Below are 18,649 nucleotides of genomic sequence, written 5' to 3'. Positions count from 1 at the left end.
GGCGAGTCACCAGATCGTCCATCTCATCGGAACTTATAACAGGACAAACGTGTATATCGCAAACGATGCGATTCGGTATTGTCGGGTCCGGCGGTTCCCGTTTGGAGTCGTTGGGCCAGACGACACCGGGTTGCCGAGACAGAACTACGAGCGGAGATCGCTCGTTCCGACATACTCATCCCGTACCGGATGCAGGTACGGACTAACACACAAACCATGTACGAAGACTTCGCATCCAAGCTCGCAGCGACGATGTGGGCCGACTTCGACGAGACACCGCGCCGCGCGGACGGCCCACCAGCAGAGATTACCGACCTGAACACGATGGTCATCGACGGGAACTTCCCGTGGACCATCGTCACCGTCGAAACAGACAAAGGCGTCACCGGTATCGGCGAGGCCTACCCCTCGCCTGGCGTCCACGAGATTATCACGGACTACCTCCGTCCGGTACTGGTCGGGGAGAATCCGACAGATGTAGAACGCCTCTACAATCTCATGCGAGAGAGTCTTTCCGGGCGCGGCTCCCAAGAAGGCGTCGGTACCATCGCCATCAGTGGCGTTGAACTCGCTCTGTGGGACGCGACGGGCAAGCTGCTGGACCAGCCGGTCTACCAGCTGCTCGGCGGAAAGGTCCGCGAGGAGGTGGCTGTCTACGCTGACTGTCACGCCGGCGAGGCGATGGTCGAGTCAGCCAAAGAGGGCCAAGAGGAGGAGACCTACGAACCGGAGGCCTATGCGAAGGCCGCCCGCGCCGCCGTCGAGGATGGATTCGATATCGTGAAATTCGACCTCGACGTGCCCTCGGGCCGCGAGATCGACACGCTATCGCGGCACTTCGACCCGGCGGAGATCGACCACAAGGAACGCGTCGTCGCGGCCGTGATGGAAGAGATCGGTGACGACGCGGAAATCGCCGTTGACCTCCACTGGAACTTCAGCCCGGAGACGGCTGAACGGCTCTGTCGCGCGCTCGAACCGTACGACCTCGCGTGGATTGAGGACCCGCTGCCGCCGGAGAACACTGATGCGATGCGGGAGCTCAAGCGCCGAGTGAATGCGACTATCCTCACCGGCGAAAACCGCTACGGCCGCCACGGCTTCCGCGACCTCATCGAAGATCAGGCCGTCGACTTCCTCGCGCCCGACGTGCCGAAGACGGGCGGCATCGCCGAGACGAAGAAGATCGCCGACATGGCTGAAGCGTACTACCAGGCGCTGGTCCCCCACAACATCGGGAGCCCAGTCGCCACGGCCGCGACGGCCCACGTCGGTGCGACGGTGCCGAACTTCGTAGCGCTGGAGTATCACGCCCGTGAGGTACCATGGTGGGAAGATCTGCTCGCCCGCGAGACAGATTTCATCCAGAACGGTCGCATCCAGATCCCCGACTCGCCGGGCTTGGGCATCGAACTGGACTGGGACGTCGTCGAGCAGCATCGCAAGGAGTAACACGGTTCACTCGCCGTCGGTTCGTTTTCCCGCGACAGTTTGACCGAAAGTGTTAGCACGCTCCCCGGAGAGCCATCCAATTGCACATGCAACCGAGTGACACAGCGGGGCGACAGCCATGAGAGCCGCGCGCTTCTACGGCGCGGGCGACGTACGGATCGACGACGTGGAGCCGGCCGCGATCGGGCCGGCCGACGTACGGGTCGACGTAGCGGCCTGTGGCATCTGTGGCACGGACGTTCACGAGTACGAACACGCTGAATATACGCCAGCAGATCCCAATCCGAGGTCGGGCGCCAGCCGGCCGATTACTATCGGCCACGAGTTCGGTGGGACCGTCAGCGAGGTCGGCGACGACGTGACCGGCGTCGAGGTCGGGAACTCGGTCGCCGTGCACCCCAATATCCCCTGTAATGACTGTCGGTACTGCGAGGATGGGGCGTACAACCGCTGTGAGGACGTGCTAGCGGTCGGGCTCCAGACCGGTGAGGGTGGCTTCGCTGAGTCAGCCGTCATCCCGGCCGGGCAGATCCACCGACTCCCACAGGGCGTACCCGCCTGGCAGGGCGCACTGGTCGAGCCGCTCGCGGTGGGTCTTCATGCGGTCAGGCGGTCGGAACTGTGCGCCGGCGAAACCGCCGCAGTCTTCGGCTGTGGTCCCATTGGACTGACCGTTGTCCACGCGCTTAGGGACGCAGGCGCAAAGCGGATATTCGCCTCCGAGCCGAACCCGGTACGGCGAGAGGTCGCGCTCGAACTCGGCGCTGACGTCGCTGTGGACCCGACTGAGTCCGACGCCGGGGAGCAGATCGCGACCGCAACCGACGGCGGTGTGGACACGTCATTCGAGTTCGCCGGCGTGGCTCCAGCGGTCAACGCTGCCATCGAGAGCACGCGCCGAGGCGGCTGTCTCACCGTCGGCAGCATGACCAGCGGAACGACGAGTGTGGCCCTCCAGAAGGTGGTCACAGGCGAGCGGACCATCCGTGGCACGTACTGCTATGGCTTCCCGCCGCTGTCGTTCCGAACGGAGTTCGACGCCGTCATTGAGTCGCTGGCCGATGGTGACGTGGACGTAGACACCTTCGTTACGAGGCGAATCAGACTGGACAATCTCGTCGAAAAGGGCATCGAGGAACTAGCCTCACCGGACACCGACCACGTCAAAATCCTCGTCGAACCATGACCGCAGCCGAACGTCCCGCGTAGCCATGGCACTGCTGGAACTGAGCGTTGGACTGGCGCTGCTAGCATCAGTGTTCTCGGCCCTCCAGTCGCTCTCCGTCGAGTAAGGTCTCGACAACGGGACGTTCCTGAAGGATAGGGAACCGACCCTCACCGCGGCTGTCACCAGTATCGTCGTCAGTGTCGTCGTATTCTGGACGCTACTGGTCGCCCGTGGGACCTCATTTGCCGGGGTCGACCCGTTGAAGCTTGCACCCTTCGCCGTGGCCGGCCTCGCCAACCCCGCGGCATTCCGGCTGTTGTACTTCCGGAGTATCGACCGCATCGGGGCACGCGTCTCGTCAGCAATCGTCAGTGCGAATCCAGCGGTCGCCACAGTGCTCGCCTTGCCGCTCTTGGGCGAGCCGTTTACCGTCCTCACGGGCGTCGGGCTGCTCTGTATCATGGCCGGCGGGGTCCTGCTCCAGCTTTCGGGGACTGATGCCGACGAGACGACGGACATCATCACCGCAGAGCTCGGGCAGATGACCGCCCGTGATCTCGTCCTTCCTATCACCGCGATGGCGCTGTTGGGCTGTTCGTTCGTCCTCGTGAAGGTCGGGCTCAACGCTTACTCGAAGCCGCTGGTCGCGACTGCAGTGGGACAGACGGCCGCACTGGTCGCCTTTGTCGGACTGTTCGGCGTCTCCTCGGACTCCCGGCGGCGGGTCAGAATTAGTGACCGGACGGCGCTGGTGGCATTCGTTTTCGCCGGCGTGTTTGTGACCGGGAACTGGTTGGCCTGGTTCTCTGCACTTCAGATCGGGACCGTCGTGACTGTCGTCCCGCTCTCGAATGTCTATCCGCTGGTCATCGTTGCCCTGTCGTATGGGCTCGCTCGGCAGTTCCCGAAGTCCCCACGTGTACTTACCGGTATCACCGCAATCATTGCCGGGGCCACGCTGATGCAGTTGTCCTGACTCAGGCTGTAAGAATGACAGTTCGTCTCAGCGACCGTCATTTGCCGCCCGCCAGTAGTCGGCGTTTTCCTTGGCATGGACGAGCGCCTTCTCGGTCTGATTCTCGATTTCGATGGTGCAGTGGCCGTCGTAGCCCACCTCCTCCAGCGCGTCGGACAGCCCTTCGAAGTTTAGTACCCCCTCACCGAGGTCAGTGAACGAGCGGAAGTAGTTAATGACGTTGTCAAGGTGGAACTCGCCCTCGGTGAGGCTGTCTCGGACATCGTCGAACCCGGTCGGCGGGGCTACGTCCTTCAGGTGGACGTACGCGATGTCGTCGGCGAACCGCTCAACGCCGTCGGAGACGTCGCCGTCGGGGAAGTGCTCGCCGTAGGGGTAGTGATGCGCCGAGTCCCACAGCAGTTCGAGGTCGTTCACGGCGTCGAGAAGCCGCCGCGTCTCCTCCGGCTGCTCGACGTGTGTCGCGCCGTGGTGGTGGACGAGCGGCGTCACGCCGACCTCGGTGGCCGCGTCGGCGAGACGGCCGACCCACTGCTCAACGGTCGCGTCGTCGTGGCGGTGGCGCTGGGGCGGGAGCAGACCGATGAACTCGGCCCCGAGATCAGCTATCATCTGGAGGTCGCCTTCGACTCGCTTGACCGCCGCTTCTGTCTCCAGCCAGTCACTCATGACACAGTAGAGGTCCAATCCCGTCTCGTCGAGGGCACGCTCGACCGTGTCGGAGCCGGCGGCCTGGATCTTCCCGAGCCCGATCTCCGCGCCGTCGTACCGACACGCAGCGATGTCTTCGAAACCTCGTTCGACATCGGCACTGTCGTACATCATGGTGGTGTATCCGGTCCCCATACTCGGGACTGTTCCGTCGAAATCAAAAATGTGTGGGTCGGTCACACCAACCAGTACGTCGAAATGGTGCGATTGCCCTTACCAGGTCATCCAGTCGGGGTCTTCACAGCGGTGGGTCCGCTCGATGGCGTCGATGCGCTCAATGTCCTCGGCATCGAGGTCGACCCCTAGCGCACTGAAGTTGTCGCGCAGGTGGTCGACGGAACTCGTTCGCGGGATTGCCGTCACGCGATCCTTCGAGAGCAGCCACGCGAGCGAGACGACCGGCTCCGAGACACCGTGCTTCTCGGCAATATCCGAGATGACATCGACGTCGAACACTTCGCCCTGGGCCAGCGGCGAGTACGCCACGAGGTCCGTCTCGGTACCGGCGAGGTGTTCCCGGATCCCGTCCTGTTGGAGCAGGGGGTGCATCTCGACCTGGAGGGCGTCGATGGGGTGGTCGATCAGGTCGTCGGCGAGTTCGAGGTCGTCGACGGTGTAGTTGCTCACTCCGAGATTGTCGACCCGGCCGTCGTCGACGCGGTCGGCAAGGACGGGCAGGACCGTCTCGATATCGTCCTGGCCACGCGGCCAGTGGTGATACAGCAGGTCGATGCGGTCGAGACCGAGCTTCTCGAAGCTCTCGTCGACCGCGCGTTCGACGTACTGGGGGGTCTTTTCGGGCTCCTCGAAGTGTGCAACCTTCGTCGCGACAAAAAGGTCGTCGCGGTCGACATCGGCGGCGGCGATGGCCTCTCCAACCTCCTCCTCGTTCCCGTAGAGCCGAGCGGTGTCTATGTGGCGATACCCGTGTTCGATCGCCGCTTTGATCGTCTCTACACCGTCCGCGTCGGTGAGCGTATACGTCCCGAGTCCGAGTCGTGTTTCGTCTTCGAGCATATCTGCGCATTTCCATGCGAGTCGTATAGTGGTGTCGGCTTCGGCGAATCACTCCTTCCATCTCTCCAAATCTTTTTCTCGCGGGCTCCCGAGACTTTACTCGATGTGCGCAGAGTTCCACACTGACAGTACCCGCTGTCGCCCTGACGCGTCAGTAGGGAATCGCTCCCCGATCAGGCCATTGTCCGCGCTTGCTCGCGAGCCGGCGGAGGTGACCGCATGACACTCGACATCGGTTTCCTCGGCTATCGGTTTATGGGAAAGGCACACGCGAACGCGCTCGCACGACTCCCCATGTTCTTCCCCGACGCACCGGCTACGAATCGGGACGTGCTCATCGGCCGGAACGAGTCGGCTGTCAGCGACGCGGCCGACCGGTTCGGCTTCGACCGGGTCGCGACGGACTGGCGCGACGTGATCGACGAGGTGGACGTGTTCTACAACCTCGGGCCGAATCACGTCCATGCCGAGCCGACCATCGCGGCGCTGGAGTCGGATATCCACGTCCTCTGCGAGAAGCCGCTCGCGCCCGACATCGAGACGGCGCGGGAGATGCGCGACACCGCCCGCGCGAGCGATGCTATCGCCGCAACGGGGTTCAACTACCGCTACGTGCCTGCGATCCAGCTGGCCAAGCGACTGGTCGACGCAGGCGAACTGGGCGAGATCTACCGCGTCAAGGGCCGGTGTCTCCAGGATTGGTTAGCTGACCCGACCCTTCCCTGGAACTGGCGCTGTGACGCTGATGCCTCCGGCACTGGCGTCGTAGGCGACGTGGGTTCCCACACCATCGACCTGGTGCGCTGGATCGTTGGCGACATCGACCGACTCAGCGGGTCGCTCGTGACACAGGTCACGGAACGGACGGACCCCGACGGCGATGGGAACCGGCCGGTAACCACTGATGACGAGTATTCGGCTCTCATCGAGTTCGAGAACGGCGCAGAGGGCGTCCTCGAGGGCTCCCGCATTGCCACCGGACGGAAGGCGGACAACGCCATTGAGATCTATGGCTCCGAGGGCGCACTGAAGTTCTCACTCCGGCGCCTTAACGAACTACAGGTCAAGGGCCCGGAGGACCGCGGCTATCAGCAGATACTGGTGACGGACGACGACGACCCGTACATGGATCGCTGGTGGCCGGCGGGCCATATCATCGGCTGGGAGCACACGTTCGTCCACGAGAACTACGAGTTCCTCTCGGCGGTCGCGGACCGCCGGCGGCATCGGCCCGATTTCGAGGACGGTGTCGCGGTCCAGCGCGTGGTCGAGGCTATCCGCGAGAGCGACGACCGTGGAGAGTGGGTACAGGTCTGAGCGCTCTGTCGCTTCCATCCACAGCAGAACTGTCGCTCGCTACCTCCCTGAATTATGGGTGATTAATAGAAATGTTTATTTGTGTGTTCTGTATTGTGATAGGTGTATGCCTGACGGTAACGCACCCGATCACGGTGACGACATCGTGTCGATTGACCTCGGTGTATCACGACGGAACTTGATGAAGCAGATGAGTGCAGTCGGTCTCGCGGGCGGTTTGTCGGCGCTTGCCGGCTGTGGTGGGCTCCGATCTGAGAGTCAGACACCGACGGAATCTGCCGACGGAGAAAGCGGTGATGGCTCCGGTGGGCAGAGCGACGGTGGCGGTGGATCGGACTCGCTTCCAACAGCGCTTCGAGTCCCGCTCGTCCCCCCGCCAACCGCCGACAGCATGGATCTCTCGAACCCAACTCACGAGGAACGAGAGATGGTGTTTGTCACACACGTCGTCGACGAGTTCATGACTGGCATCATCGTTGGAATGAACGATGCACTGAACAACGTCGGCTGGACGGGCGAGTTCATCGGTCCGTCGAGTCACGACCCCGCCCAGCAGATAGAGACACTTAATACCACGATCTCGCGACTCAATAACGGCGAAGATGCCATTGCGACGAGCATTCTGAACAAGGACCAGTACACCGGTCCGATTCAGAACGCTATCGACAACGACATTCCCGTTGCCTCGTTCAACACGAGCGTTTATTCGGGTCAATACAGCGAGATGATGGACACGTTCGGAACCGTCATCCCCTACGTGGGACAGAAGTTCGTTGAAGCTGGCGTGGCAGTCGGTCAGACCGGGTACGAGCGGGCCACCGAGAAAGTTGACGGGGAGATCGTCGCACTGCCGACGACGTCTGCACCGGACCACCCGGCACTCTCAGCACGTGCTGAAGGGATTCGAATGGCACTCGAAGCACAGGACGATGTCACCGTGTTAGATACGCTGAACGTCAGTGGCGATCTGTCACAGGCAATCAACCGTGTCGACACGAAGTACAGTTCGACCCCGGATATCAATCTCATCCTAGGGACCGCCCTCCAGGGGGCAATCGCCGGCGGCCGCCTCGTTGAGAACAACAGCCTCCAAGACGAAATGACGGTCGGTGGCTTTGACCTCCCCGGGCCGACGCTGGACGGGATCGAAAAGGGAACTATCGACTTCACTGCGGGGCAGGATCCCTACAGCCAAGGGAGTATGCCGGTCAACATGATGTGGAACTACATGGAGCGCGGTGTCCCAATGAAAGACTTCAACACCGGGATTTCCGTCATCGACGAATCGAACCTCGACTTTGCTCGGCGTCGTTCCGGATCGTGGGGTGACTTACAGAGTTGGCAGGACAACAACTACTGACGCGATTGTACCTCATCCTCTCTACCGACCCCTTCAAGGGTAATTCCCAGTCATTTATCGCTGTGGTTCCCGCTCGTCGAGAGCGTGCTAGCCCCTCGAATAGTCATACGATATATGCCGTAAAACCAATGTTTTATAATTGATGAAGGCATCGGACCAAGTATGGCAGAGGTCGATGCCTCAGTATCAAGAGACAGTGGATTAGGCAGCGTATCGCGACTGTTACAAAGTCGGGAAGTCGGGGCGATACTCGCAGTGAGTGTCCTTCTGATTCTCGGGACGCTCGTCCGGGCAGACGTATTCCTCAGCACGGACAACATGGTTGGTATTGTTCGAAACACCGCAGTGACGGCCATCATCGGATACGGGATGACCCTGCTGATGGTCTCCGGGGAGTTCGACCTCTCAGTCGGCTCGCTGATGGCCGTCTGTGGCGCACTGGTGGCGACTATGTACGGAACCGGCTACCCAATCCTGTTTGTGGTGTTGCTGGTGCTCCTGTTTGCGGCCCTGTACGGGCTGTTCCAGGGTCTGATGATTACCAAACTGGGACTCCCGTCACTTATCGTCACCATCGGGACGTTGACACTACTTCGGGGCGCGAACCTCGTTATTTTGCAGGGACAAACCGCGACGATTAGCAGCGACAACTACCCCGACCTGTTGTTCTATATCGGTGGTGTCGCGGAACTAGCCTCCGGACCCGCCCTGATCCAGCAGTTCCCGATCCAGATCGTCTGGACCATCCTGTTCCTGGTCCTCGGCTACTACGTCCTCAACAGGACCGCATTCGGCTACCGCTCGATGTTCACTGGCGGGAGCCAGGAAAGTGCGAGCCGGACGGGTATCAAGACCGACCACATCAAGATAATCAACTTCATGCTGGTCGCACTGCTGGCAGCCTTCGCCGGTATCGGCCAACTCGCGTTCACACAGGCTGTCTCCCCGTCAACCGGACAGGGGACCGAACTGATCGTCATCGCGAGTGTCGTCATCGGCGGGACGAACCTCTTCGGCGGCGAGGGCTCGATGCCCGGTACGTTCCTCGGGGCGCTCGTGTTTGCGCTCACCCAGAACATCCTCGTGCTCGCGGGGCTGGGTGTTCGCCTGTTCCAGGTGTTCACTGGGATCTTCATCATTTCGGCCGTGCTAATCGAGGTGCTGAGCCGCGACGTTCGCGCTGAGCACCTGACTAACGGGTACATCGAACCGCTCACGGACCTCGTCAGCGATGCGGAGTCGTTCTTCGAGTACGTCCGCAGCGACGTGCAAGGCATTGACGAGCCGCTCATGTTTGCGACTGTGGGGACTATCATCCTGACGCTCGTGACGCTGGTCGTGATGACCGTCGTGGATGTTATGGTTGGCTGGGGCTTCTCCTTCGCCATCGTGAGTCCGGGCGTCGCGGCGCTGGGCACACTCCCGCTGGTGATGTTCATGATGATGGCGGGACTCATCCTGCTGTCGACGGTATTCCTGCACGCCGGTGTGAAGACAATCGGCACGCGGCGAGACTTCGACACCACGCTCCAAGGCGTGATCTACAGCTTCTCGCCGGCTGTCCTGCTGTTCATTCCGGTCCTCCTCTCGGGCTGGGACTTCATCGCGCCGCTTGTGATCGGCGTGGCCGCGCTCGTGTTCCTCCCGACGCTGTATCTCCTGTACCGTTCGACGCAGGTCCTCCACGAGTTCAGCGGACGGAACGCGGCTCTCTCGGTTGCAATGATGGTTATCCTCTGGGCGCTGGTCGTCGCCTTCACGCTGACGCAGATATCGACCATCAACTGATTCAAACGGTTATCTTTGGTTTCGCCGTCCGTTGACTCTGTCCTCGGTCGCTCCCGAAGAACGGAAGTCCATATGATCCTCGATCTGGTCGTTCGTTTTCGGTTCGTCCTCTGCGACACTCGCGAGTCCTGGCTGCCGAGAACTACCGGTAGGGCGGCTTAACATCGGTGTCGTAACCCACCACATTTATATTGGTGGATGGCGAGAACTCTACCATGTCAAAGGCAGACGAATCTACGGTAAGCACTGACGTGAGCACCGCCACCGCTTCGAAGACTGACGACGACACCATCCTCTCCGTCGAGAACGTCTCAAAGCACTACGGCGGAGTCGTCGCCCTCGAAGATGTCTCGCTCTCGATCAAGGAAAACGAAGTGTTGTCCATCGTCGGCGACAACGGGGCCGGAAAGTCGACGTTTATCAAGCTCCTCTCGGGCGTCATCCCCGCCACGTCCGGCCAGTTCTACATGCGCGACGAAGAGACGGACGAGATGGAACACATCGTCCTCGAATCCCCGTCGATGGCCAAACGGGCTGGCATCGAGACGGTGTTCCAGGACATGTCCCTCTCGATGCAACATGACGTGGCCTCGAACGTGTTCATGGGTCGCGAGCCGCTGAAAGACGGCATCTCTGGGAAACTGTTCCGTCGGATTGACCGTGAGTACATGGAACAGCGATCCATCGAGGCCCTTGATGAGATTGGCTTTGAGATCGACCCGAGGGCGATCACCGAGGAGCTCTCCGGCGGGCAACAGCAGGCCGTAGCGGTGGCCCGCGCGCTCATCTCCGACCCCCGAATCGTCATCCTCGACGAGCCGACCGCTGAGGTGTCCGTCGAGGGGTCACAGAAGATTCTCGATCTGATCGAGGAGCTGCAGGCCTCCGGAAAGACGGTCATCTTCATCACGCACAACCTCCAGGAAGTCTTCGACGTGGCCGACCGCGTGGCCGTGCTTCGCTCGGGGAACCTCGTCGCGGAACTTGACAACGACGGCACCATCGACCGCGAGGATCTCGTCGGTCGGATGACCGGCGCGATCCAGTAGCGTTCTGTCGTCTGCCCTACCTCGTTCTCTGACTCGCTGTCTATGTTAGCGGCCCGCTCGGCATCCGGACCGCTGCAAATTCGCCTGTCGAGGGAAACCTATTTGTGAATGTCACCCGCATTTTCTTTCGTCATGAAAGTCGGAATGATCGGAGCAGGTAGCATTGCCCAGATAATGCATCTCCCGTATCTCGCGGAGATCCCCGAAGTCGAAATTGAGGCGCTGGCCGATCCGGGCGCGAACACCTCGGAGACATTGGCCGAGCGGTACAACGTCCCCAACCGCTACCAGGACAGCGAAGAACTCATCAACGAGCAACAGGAGAACCTCGACGGGGTCGTCATCGCTACACCAATGCAGACTCACGCCGACCTCGCCATCGCCGCGCTTGAAGCGGGGCTGCACACGTTCGTCGAGAAGCCCATCGCGGTTACGCCCGAAGACGCCGAGCGCGTCGTCGAGACGGCCGAGAACACCGATGCGGAGTGCATGGTCGGCTACATGAAGCGCTACGACCCGGGCTACCAGCGCTTCGCGGAACTGGTCGACGACATCGATACAATTGACCTCGCGACTAGCGTCGTCATCCCACCGGATGTGGGAGCAGTTCTTGAGGACACATACGACCTCATCCAGGCCTACCTAGACGACGAGTTCATCGAAGAGAGCATGGCCGCCCGGCAGCAACAGTGCGCCGAGGCCATCGGTACCGATGACGAGACGCTTGGCCGCGCCTACGGCTACCATCTGGAGAGCATCTGTCACGACATCAACGCGCTGCGCGGCGTGCTCGGTTCCGTCACCGACATTGATCACGTCGACGTGTTCAACGACTGGAAGTACCTGACCGCACAGCTCCGCTACGAGGGCGACCTCCGGTGTATGCTCGAATCCGGCGCGACTGACCGGCTGTGGTACGACGAGCGCATCCAGGTGGACGCGCCGGACCGTTCGGTCTCCATTGGCTTTTCTAACGCGTTCATCAAGAACACGCCGTCGGACGTACGCGTCAAGAAGGGCACAGCGGAAATGGAAGAGACGATCCACACGCCGTCGTATGACGAGGCATTCAAGCGGGAGCTTGAACACTTCGTGCGCTGTGTCGAGGGCGACGCGACACCGCGGACTACGCCGACCGACGCACAACACGACGTGGAACTCATCGCCGACCTGTTCCGGGAGTTCGAGGGTCACGATCTCGTCGGCGACGCCCGGACGTAACGCTCTGAGCCGTGACCCTAAAGAACAGTCGAACCGGCCGCTCAGCGCTCGGTGACCGACCGGAGGTGGTCGATGTTCTCTTTCGCGTGAACCAGCGGGTGGTCCTTCTGATTCTCTATTTCGATGGTCTGGTGGCCCTCGTAACCGACCGCGTCGAGGGTCGCTGAGACCTCGCCGAAGTCGATGACGCCCTTGCCGAGATCCGTGAAGGCCCAGATGTAGTTCACGATGCTGTCGTAGTCCTTCTTGCCAGCGGTGAGGTTCTCGACATGCGTCTGGAACTCCGCGGGCGGGTCGATGTCCTTGAGATGGACGTAGGCGATGTCGTCGGCGAACCGTTCGATGCCCTCGGTGATGTCGCCGTAAGCGTAGTAGTGGGCGGTATCGAACAGGAGTTCGAGGTTGTCCGGTCCCTCATCGAGCCAGCGGCGGATCTCCTCGGGCTGTTCGACGTGTGCGCCGAAGTGATGGTGCACGATGGGTGTCACGCCGGCCTCGGCTGCGGCAGCCCCAATCCGGTCAAGCCAGTCGGCGAAGGTTTCGTCGTCGACGACGCCGCGTGGCGGCGGGAGGATACCGAGGAAGTCAGCACCCAACGAACCGGCCAATGCAGCGCCGTCGACGGCCGCCTGCAGGTCCTCCTCGGTGTTGAGCCAACCCGCCATGACGCAGTACAGGTCGAGGTCGTATTCTTCGAGCAGTTCACTCAGCTTCGCCTCGCCCACAGCTTCGGCTTTGCCGAGACCGATTTCGACGCCGTCGTAGCGACAGGCAGCGAAGTCGCCGATGCCCTCGGAGACGACCGCCTCCGAGTCGTACATGATGGTCGCGTATCCGGTTCCCATACAGATCTACCTCACACAAGCCAGGGACAAAACGTTTTGTACACGAATCGATTCGTCGGTCGGCGGTCAGATCGAGCAACGGATTGGAACGTGCCCGACAAGCGACAGACGAGGTACTTACTGCCCGGTGATCGCCCACCAGTAGTCCAGGTTCTCCTTGGCGTGGATGGCCGGGGGCTTGTTCTGGTTCTCGACCTCGATGGTTATGTGACCGTCGTACCCGATTTCGTCGAGCGCCTCGTGGACAGCACCAAAATCGATTACGCCCTCGCCGAGATCCGTGAAGGCGTCGTAGTACAGGAAGACCGTATCGAGTTTGAACTCTCCAGCAGAGATCGCGTCGACGAGGTCGTCGAAGTTCGCGCCCGGTGCCACGTCCTTCAGGTGAACGTACTCGATATCGTCGGCGAACCGCCGGATTCCGTTCGAGACATCGCCATCGGCGCTCTCTGGGTCATAGGGGTAGTGATGTGCCGAGTCCCAGAGAAGACCGAGATTGTCCGGCCCACGGTCGAGCCACTCCTCGATCTCGTCGAGCTGTTCTACCTTGGTTCCGCCGTGATGGTGGAGGACAGGCGTAACACCGGCGTCGGCCGCGGCGTCACAGACCTCTCCGAGCCATCGCTCGAAGTCGTCGTCGTTGGTCGTCCCGCGATGGGGCGGCAGGATGCCAAGGTATGGGGCGCCGAGGTCGGCCGCCGTCTCCGCGCCGGCGGCGATGCGGTCGGCCGCGCCCTGTGTCTCCAGCCACTCGCCCATCGTGCAGTAGAGATCGAGGTCGTAGGCATCCAGTTGCTCGGCGAACGCGTCCGCGCCCACCGTCTCGATTTCTCCCAGGCTCGTCTCGACACCGTCGTATCGACAGGCGCCGATGTCCGCGAGTCCGTCAAGCAGCGATTCCTCGCCGTACATGATAGTCGTGAATCCGACTCCCATACAACACACCACATCCCAAGTCGATATATAAATTGGGGAACCCGTTGACGCTCACCATGCTCAACAATGACGCCAATTGTTTCGAGCTCACCTGCTGACTGACACAGTACGTTAGATAGTCGCACATACCGTTCGTATGGGACGAACGCAATTCGGCTGAATCGGACACTCACACTAGGTGAAGCGATGAACCAGGCGCTTCTGGAACCTTTCCCGTATGGGGCCTGCACTACGTTCGGATTGGCCGAACGGTCTGCGATCCATGGATAACATGTGTACGTCTGTTATTGAAAATGCCTAATGACAGTTGTTGCCCGGTTGGTTAGCACCTTCCCCCCGGAAGCAACGCTATTCTGTATCACCGTCCAGCGGCATCACCGGTGTTTGAATGCTCCGAACGGATCGGCGACCGAACCGGACGGAACCGTTTCCAGTGAGTCACAGACAGCTTCGATTAACGGTCGCCGACACAGTTAGAAAAAGGATGTTCCAGGCAGTTTCACTCGCGCTGGACGTAGGTTACCGGACAATCTGCATTCAAGAGGATCTGCTGTGCGTGGTCACCGAATATCGCCTTCCCGGCCGGCGAACGCCCAGCGCCGCCGATGAACAACTGATCGATGTCCAGTTCGTCCACGAGACGGACGACCTCAGTCTCGGGATTACCGACGATCCCCCGAATCTCGTATTCGATGCCTAGTTCTTCGAGGCGACCCGCCGGCGTCCTGACACCTTCGTGTCGCGACGCCATTTCATCCGGTTGGAGCGCCCCTGAGGTCGGGTCCAGATCGAGATCATCCATGCGCTGATCGTACTCGTCATTCGTGAAGACGTGTACTAAGTACACCGTAGCGTCAGTCGGCCCGGCGACTGCAATCACGCTTTCGAGTAACCGCTCGACGTGGTCGCGGTCGTTCGGCCCGATTGCGAGCATGACATTTTCGATGGTCTCTGACATGATTCAATTATTCGATCACGACTCCATTAACTGTTGTGCCTCCTGTAGCGTTCACAACGTCTGTGGATAGTGCACCTGATGATTGCTTCCGGGTTGCTTTTTTTGAGTTCTGGCCTTCGCAGAAGGGTATCTGAATTCCTCCCGTCCGAGTGACACGGTAGGCGGTCCCGAGCCGACGACGATGCCGGAATGTCGTCCCGATACTGCGTCTTAATTCCAAAGGCTTTGTATCGGTTGGTGTCACAGATGGTCATATGACAGAGCGTGTGGTAGTACTCGGAGCAGGGTATGCAGGTGCAGGCACGATCAAAAGCCTGGAAAACGAACTGAACGGCGAAGCGGACGTGACGTGGGTTTCGGACACGGACTATCACCTTGTGTTACACGAGTCCCATCGGTGCATTCGGGACCCCAGCGTTCAGGAGAAAATCGCTATTCCGGTACACGAGATCAAACAGCCATCGACCTCGTTTGTCCAGGACGAGGTCGTGGATATCGACACAGAAGAACAGAGGGTCGTCCTCACCGATTCCGACCCTATCGAGTATGACTATCTTCTCGTTGGACTTGGTTCCCAGACCGCTTTCTTCGGTATCGACGGCCTCGAAGAACACGCCCTGACATTGAAAAGCCTCGACGACGCGCTGGAGATTCACGACGCGATACAGAATGCTGCTCAAGAGGCGTCGACGAACGACCATGCACAGGTCGTTATCGGCGGTGCGGGGCTCTCGGGCATCCAGACTGCTGGAGAGATTGCCGAGTTCCGCGAGGACCACAACGCATCTATCGACATTCATCTTGTGGAAGGACTGGATCAGGTGCTTCCCAACAGCGACCCCGAACTCCAGGGTGCCCTGCGCAAGCGCCTCGAAGAGCGCGACGTGAACATCAAATGCGGAGAATTCATCGGTGAGGTTGACGAGGAAACCGTCTACATTGGCGACGAAGACGAACTTAACTACGACGTGCTGGTCTGGACAGGCGGTATCACCGGCCGTGATTGCGTGGCAGATGTAGATCTAGAGAAAGACGAACGCAATCACCGAGTCCACGCGGAAGGGAACTTCCAGACCGACGACGAGCGCGTGTTCACCATCGGTGACTCGGCGCTGATCGACCAACCGGGCGACCAGCCCGCACCGCCGACGGCTCAGGCCGCCTGGCAGGCCGCGGAGGTTGCCGGTGAGAACCTTGCCCGTGCTGTGCGTGGCCAGCCGCTGAAGACCTGGACTCATGAGGATAAGGGAACAGTCGTCTCAGTCGGCGAGAAAGCCGTCGCCCACGACGTGATGAACGTCCCGATTGCGACGTTCGGCGGTACGACGGCGAAACTTCTCAAGAAAGCCATCGCCGCACGCTGGATCAACGATATAACCGGTATCGGTCGGGCCGCTAAGGCTTGGCCCGATATGTAGGTCGGTTCTTGAATGGCTGTCGGACATTTGTAGTGTGGCGTAGGACAATTGAACCCATACATTCATGGTATTCCGTTTAGTGTTATTGAACAATGCCAGTAGCTTGGCTGAACGCAGTCAGCGGGAGTGACATCGATACCGCCGGCGGGAAGGGGGCATCACTCGGCGAACTACGCGGTGCCGGCTTGCCCGTACCGTCGGCATTCATCGTCACAGCTGACACATATCGCACCTTCATCGACGAGGCGGGCATCACTAAGGAACTGTTCGAGGCCGTCGACGTGGACAGCGAGGACTCGACGGCACTCGCTTCGGCCGAACAGCATGCCCGCGAGCTCATCATGAACACCGAATGGCCCGATTCGGTCCGGGAGACGATTCTCGACGCCTACGCCGACTTCGGCGACGACCCGTTCGTGGCCGTTCGGTCGTCGGCGACGGCTGAGGACCTCCCCGACGCCTCCTTCGCCGGCCAGCAAGAGACGTTCCTCAACGTCGATCGCGAGGCCTTGCTTGACCAGATCAAGCGCTGCTGGGGCTCACTGTTCACACAGCGGGCCATCTACTACCGCGACGAACAGGGGTTCGATCACGAGAACGTCGACATCGCCGTTGTCGTCCAGCGGATGGTCGACGCCGACAAGAGCGGTGTTATGTTCACCAGTCACCCCTCGACGGGGGACTCCGAAATCGTCGTCGAGGGCGCGTGGGGGCTCGGCGAAGCCGTTGTCTCCGGATCTGTCTCACCCGACAACTACATCATCGACAAAGAAAGCGGCGAGATCGAGGACGTGACCGTCACGACGAAGAAGATCAAATGCGTCCGTGACGCAGCGACCGGTGAGACCGTCGAAAAGGCCGTCGAGACAGAGCAGCGAGACGAGCGCGTCCTCGACGAGGACGAACTCGACGAACTCCGGAAGGTCGGTCGGCTGGTCGAAGACCACTACGGCGACCCCCAGGACGTAGAATGGGCCATCGCTGATGGCGACGTGTACATGCTCCAGTCCCGTCCCATTACGACCATCGACGAGTCAACGAACGGCGCGGCCTCGACAGATGGCGACAGCGACGGTGAACTCCTCGTCTCCGGGTTAGGTGCGAGCCCGGGGACCGTCTCCGGACGCGTCCGCTCGGTCGGTAAGCTCGACCACCTCGATGCGGTAACCGACGGTGACATCATTGTCGCCGAGATGACGACACCAGACATGGTTCCGGCGATGAAGCGGGCGTCGGCGATCGTCACCGACGAGGGCGGGATGACGAGCCACGCCGCTATCATCTCGCGCGAGTTGGGCGTCCCGGCCGTCATTGGAACGGAGTCGGCGACGGCGACGTTGGCCGATGACCAGTACGTGACTGTCGACGGGGATAAGGGGACTGTCGTGGACGGTGCGGCCACGGAGGCGGAACTGAGCAATGGACAGTCACCGGCGGGTGAGACAGGCGATCCCGGTAGCTCCGGGGAAACGACCGCATCCGACACGGGGCGCGTTCCGAAGCCGATGACGGCGACGGAGGTGAAAGTCAACGTCTCTATTCCAGAAGCCGCCGAGCGTGCTGCGGCGTCAGGGGCTGACGGCGTCGGTCTACTGCGCATCGAGCACATGGTTTTGTCGCTGGGCAAGACCCCCGAGAAGTACATCGCGGACCACGGCGACCGGGCGTTCCGACAGGAGATCATCGACGGTATTCGGACGGTCGCAGAGGAGTTCTACCCTCGTCCCGTCCGCGCGCGGACGCTCGATGCGCCAAGCGACGAGTTCCGCCAACTCGCCGGCGGCGAGGACGAACCGACAGAGCACAACCCGATGCTGGGCTACAGGGGCATCCGACGGAGTCTTGACAAGCCAGCGGCGTTTGAGCTCCAGTTGGAGGCAGTCCGGCGACTACACGAGATGGGTTATGACAACGTCGAGCTGATGTTCCCGCTAGTGACCGACGCGGAGGACGTGCTCCGGGCGAAGTCACACATGCAGAACGTCGGTATCGACCCTGACAAACGCCGCTGGGGCGTGATGATAGAGACACCGGCGAGCGCGCTCTCGATCGAAGAAATCGCCGATGCGGGTGTCGATTTCGTCTCTTTCGGGACGAATGACCTCACCCAGTATACACTCGCGGTCGACCGGAACAACAGCAACGTCGCCGACCGCTACGACGAGCTCCACCCCGCGGTCCGGACACTGATGACCGACGTGATCGAGACCTGCCGGGCCAACGACGTGGACACGAGTATCTGCGGGCAGGCGGCCTCGAAGCCGGCGATGGTTCAGGCGCTCGTCAACGCCGGCATCACATCGTTGTCGCCAAACGTCGATGCAGTTCGGGATGTCCAACAGGAAGTCAAACGCGTCGAGCAGAAGCTACTGGTTGATACGATCCGTTGAGCACGGTTTCAACTGGACTGTAGCAACGTCGTTAGCGTACTCA

At 60.9% G+C, this 18,649-nt stretch carries 15 protein-coding genes; 10 read left to right on the top strand and 5 right to left on the bottom strand.

Translation table 11 applies throughout. The features are described from left to right. The first annotated feature begins 216 nt into the window (after window positions 1-216). The 3 genes from Harman_RS19910 (at window position 217) to Harman_RS19900 (ending at window position 3,596) form a co-directional block, all read left to right on the top strand. Window positions 217-1,452 carry a mandelate racemase/muconate lactonizing enzyme family protein gene (locus tag Harman_RS19910; protein ID WP_137685432.1) on the top strand — a complete coding sequence of 412 codons (1,236 nt, stop codon included), beginning with the start codon at window positions 217-219 and terminating at the stop codon, window positions 1,450-1,452. Window positions 1,453-1,570: 118 nt separating this feature from the next. Further along, window positions 1,571-2,638 carry a 2,3-butanediol dehydrogenase gene (locus tag Harman_RS19905; protein ID WP_137685431.1) on the top strand — a complete coding sequence of 356 codons (1,068 nt, stop codon included), beginning with the start codon at window positions 1,571-1,573 and terminating at the stop codon, window positions 2,636-2,638. Window positions 2,639-2,765: 127 nt separating this feature from the next. Continuing rightward, on the top strand, window positions 2,766-3,596 hold the full coding sequence (locus Harman_RS19900) for a DMT family transporter (RefSeq protein ID WP_268812817.1): 831 nt from the start codon (window positions 2,766-2,768) through the stop codon (window positions 3,594-3,596). A gap of 27 nt (window positions 3,597-3,623) precedes the next feature. On the opposite strand, the gene Harman_RS19895 is transcribed toward Harman_RS19900, so the two are convergent. Together Harman_RS19895 and Harman_RS19890 are read right to left on the bottom strand one after the other, a co-directional pair. Next, window positions 3,624-4,442 (bottom strand): sugar phosphate isomerase/epimerase family protein, encoded by an 819-nt coding sequence (locus Harman_RS19895; protein WP_137685429.1) that lies wholly within the window; start codon window positions 4,440-4,442, stop codon window positions 3,624-3,626. Window positions 4,443-4,520: 78 nt separating this feature from the next. Further along, window positions 4,521-5,324 carry an aldo/keto reductase gene (locus tag Harman_RS19890; protein ID WP_137685428.1) on the bottom strand — a complete coding sequence of 268 codons (804 nt, stop codon included), beginning with the start codon at window positions 5,322-5,324 and terminating at the stop codon, window positions 4,521-4,523. Between the two features lie 219 nt (window positions 5,325-5,543). Between Harman_RS19890 and Harman_RS19885 the strand changes: the two genes are divergently transcribed. From Harman_RS19885 to Harman_RS19865, 5 genes are all read left to right on the top strand, one after another. Beyond that, window positions 5,544-6,641, top strand: coding sequence for a Gfo/Idh/MocA family protein (locus tag Harman_RS19885; protein WP_137685427.1), 1,098 nt, complete (start codon window positions 5,544-5,546; stop codon window positions 6,639-6,641). 106 nt (window positions 6,642-6,747) lie between these two features. After that, on the top strand, window positions 6,748-8,001 hold the full coding sequence (locus tag Harman_RS19880; protein WP_137685426.1) for a substrate-binding domain-containing protein: 1,254 nt from the start codon (window positions 6,748-6,750) through the stop codon (window positions 7,999-8,001). Window positions 8,002-8,256: 255 nt separating this feature from the next. Then, window positions 8,257-9,789 carry an ABC transporter permease gene (locus Harman_RS19875; RefSeq protein WP_160140720.1) on the top strand — a complete coding sequence of 511 codons (1,533 nt, stop codon included), beginning with the start codon at window positions 8,257-8,259 and terminating at the stop codon, window positions 9,787-9,789. A 215-nt stretch (window positions 9,790-10,004) separates the two neighbouring features. Next, window positions 10,005-10,838 carry an ATP-binding cassette domain-containing protein gene (locus Harman_RS19870; protein ID WP_137685424.1) on the top strand — a complete coding sequence of 278 codons (834 nt, stop codon included), beginning with the start codon at window positions 10,005-10,007 and terminating at the stop codon, window positions 10,836-10,838. A gap of 132 nt (window positions 10,839-10,970) precedes the next feature. Then, window positions 10,971-12,059, top strand: a complete 1,089-nt coding sequence (locus tag Harman_RS19865) for a Gfo/Idh/MocA family protein (protein WP_137685423.1) — start codon at window positions 10,971-10,973, stop codon at window positions 12,057-12,059. Window positions 12,060-12,100: 41 nt separating this feature from the next. Here Harman_RS19865 and Harman_RS19860 read toward each other — a convergent pair whose 3' ends face one another. The 3 genes from Harman_RS19860 to Harman_RS19850 all read right to left on the bottom strand — a co-directional run bounded on the left by Harman_RS19860 (window position 12,101) and on the right by Harman_RS19850 (window position 14,798). Further along, entirely contained in the window at window positions 12,101-12,904 is an 804-nt protein-coding gene (locus Harman_RS19860; protein WP_137685422.1) for a sugar phosphate isomerase/epimerase family protein, read from the bottom strand. A gap of 117 nt (window positions 12,905-13,021) precedes the next feature. Beyond that, a complete protein-coding gene (locus Harman_RS19855) occupies window positions 13,022-13,840 on the bottom strand; it encodes a sugar phosphate isomerase/epimerase family protein (RefSeq protein ID WP_137685421.1) in 819 nt (272 codons plus the stop codon). A 499-nt stretch (window positions 13,841-14,339) separates the two neighbouring features. Next, entirely contained in the window at window positions 14,340-14,798 is a 459-nt protein-coding gene (locus Harman_RS19850) for a universal stress protein (protein ID WP_137685420.1), read from the bottom strand. A gap of 254 nt (window positions 14,799-15,052) precedes the next feature. Here Harman_RS19850 and Harman_RS19845 point away from each other — a divergent pair, with 254 nt between their 5' ends. Then, window positions 15,053-16,216: an NAD(P)/FAD-dependent oxidoreductase gene (locus Harman_RS19845; RefSeq protein WP_137685419.1), complete on the top strand. Its 1,164-nt coding sequence runs from the start codon at window positions 15,053-15,055 to the stop codon at window positions 16,214-16,216. A 92-nt stretch (window positions 16,217-16,308) separates the two neighbouring features. Next, complete coding sequence (gene ppsA / locus Harman_RS19840; protein ID WP_137685418.1) at window positions 16,309-18,606, top strand: phosphoenolpyruvate synthase; 2,298 nt, start codon at window positions 16,309-16,311, stop codon at window positions 18,604-18,606. The last annotated feature ends 43 nt before the right edge of the window (window positions 18,607-18,649 follow it).

It is taken from the genome of Haloarcula mannanilytica, from assembly GCF_005406125.1.
In the GTDB taxonomy this organism is placed as follows: Archaea; Halobacteriota; Halobacteria; order Halobacteriales; family Haloarculaceae; genus Haloarcula; species Haloarcula mannanilytica.
Note: the sequence above shows the minus strand (reverse complement) of the source record. Positions and strands in the feature narration are given on the sequence as shown.

Excerpts from the sequence above, each read along its gene's own strand:
- Harman_RS19910 (WP_137685432.1), top strand. The coding sequence starts at position 217 with ATGTACGAAGACTTCGCATCCAAGCTCGCAGCGACGATGTGGGCCGAC.
- Harman_RS19905 (WP_137685431.1), top strand. The coding sequence starts at position 1,571 with ATGAGAGCCGCGCGCTTCTACGGCGCGGGCGACGTACGGATCGACGAC.
- Harman_RS19895 (WP_137685429.1), bottom strand. The coding sequence starts at position 4,442 with ATGGGGACCGGATACACCACCATGATGTACGACAGTGCCGATGTCGAA.
- Harman_RS19890 (WP_137685428.1), bottom strand. The coding sequence starts at position 5,324 with ATGCTCGAAGACGAAACACGACTCGGACTCGGGACGTATACGCTCACC.
- Harman_RS19885 (WP_137685427.1), top strand. The coding sequence starts at position 5,544 with ATGACACTCGACATCGGTTTCCTCGGCTATCGGTTTATGGGAAAGGCA.
- Harman_RS19880 (WP_137685426.1), top strand. The coding sequence starts at position 6,748 with ATGCCTGACGGTAACGCACCCGATCACGGTGACGACATCGTGTCGATT.
- Harman_RS19870 (WP_137685424.1), top strand. The coding sequence starts at position 10,005 with ATGTCAAAGGCAGACGAATCTACGGTAAGCACTGACGTGAGCACCGCC.
- Harman_RS19865 (WP_137685423.1), top strand. The coding sequence starts at position 10,971 with ATGAAAGTCGGAATGATCGGAGCAGGTAGCATTGCCCAGATAATGCAT.
- Harman_RS19860 (WP_137685422.1), bottom strand. The coding sequence starts at position 12,904 with ATGGGAACCGGATACGCGACCATCATGTACGACTCGGAGGCGGTCGTC.
- Harman_RS19855 (WP_137685421.1), bottom strand. The coding sequence starts at position 13,840 with ATGGGAGTCGGATTCACGACTATCATGTACGGCGAGGAATCGCTGCTT.
- Harman_RS19850 (WP_137685420.1), bottom strand. The coding sequence starts at position 14,798 with ATGTCAGAGACCATCGAAAATGTCATGCTCGCAATCGGGCCGAACGAC.
- Harman_RS19845 (WP_137685419.1), top strand. The coding sequence starts at position 15,053 with ATGACAGAGCGTGTGGTAGTACTCGGAGCAGGGTATGCAGGTGCAGGC.
- ppsA (WP_137685418.1), top strand. The coding sequence starts at position 16,309 with ATGCCAGTAGCTTGGCTGAACGCAGTCAGCGGGAGTGACATCGATACC.